Origin of the sequence: Moorena sp. SIO3I8 (assembly GCF_010692325.1) — a bacterium.
In the GTDB taxonomy this organism is placed as follows: domain Bacteria; phylum Cyanobacteriota; class Cyanobacteriia; order Cyanobacteriales; family Coleofasciculaceae; genus Moorena.
On the sequence record NZ_JAAHHW010000503.1, the window covers coordinates 1 to 1,013 of the forward strand.

1 protein-coding gene is annotated in these 1,013 nt (G+C 48.5%); it reads left to right on the forward strand.

What is annotated here, in order from left to right; translation table 11 throughout:
• A partial coding sequence (locus F6K51_RS38215; protein WP_293031619.1) for an HlyD family efflux transporter periplasmic adaptor subunit occupies positions 1–567 on the forward strand: 567 nt, incomplete at its 5' end.
• Positions 568–1,013 lie beyond the last annotated feature (446 nt).

Below are 1,013 nucleotides of genomic sequence, written 5' to 3' on the forward strand. Positions count from 1 at the left end.
GGAACCGTCGTCTCCCCTGGTCAGCCCATCCTGCGCCTCGTGGAGGATGGTGCAATTCAAGCCCGGATTGGTGTGCCGGTAAGCGCCGCTGATCAACTCCAACTCAACAGCCAGCAATCGTTGCAAATCGGACAGAAGACTTATCCAGCCAGAGTTTCCTCAATTCTGCCCGAACTAGACTCTAGCACCCGTACCTTAACCGTTGTCCTGACCCTGGATGCCTTGGCAGTAAGGGAAGTGTCCCCTGGACAGGTAGCGAGGTGGAAATTAGCTGAAACTATTCCTACTGCTGGTTACTGGCTGCCCACCACCGCTCTAGTGCAAGGAGTACGTGGTTTGTGGTCTTGCTACGCCTTGGGGGAATTGGCTGAATCGGATCTTTCTGGTGTAGCTCACGTCTTCAGTGTCGAACGGCGGGATGTGGAAATTTTGCAGACACAGAGTAACCGCATTCTGGTTCGCGGTACCCTCCGACCAGGGGATCTTGTCATCGTCGGCGGAACCCATCGCCTTGTCCCTGGACAACGGGTGCGCTCAAAAACCGTTGCTGGGGTCAAAGTGCCATGATAGTGTCTTGGGCTAAGTAGAACAAGTATTATTGTTTAATGTTATTGTTTAAGTCTAACCTTTTCAAGACGCCCATGGTGGGTTTGTCTATCCAACAGCAAATGCTGGGTACTGCCACGACAATCGGCATCATACATATCCCATAGCCTACCCTTGAAACACTCTGTGTTTTTTCCATCGATAAAGAGCCTTAACCAAAGGTACGCAGTTGGCGATCGCCTTTCTGGTTGCCTAATGGTGTTTTTGAGTAAGGATTCAGGTTGAAAGGTTAGGAATTAAAGCACTTGTTTAGAATTACAAACAAATGCTTTGATGGTTTGCTCAAAAAACCCAATCACAGACCCTGCTTGAATACAAAAAGTCTGTATCACCGTCAATAAATTGGCTGTTCACACCCCTCGATAGATCAAGAAGCACTACTAACTTACTGATTGCTTATTTTTACC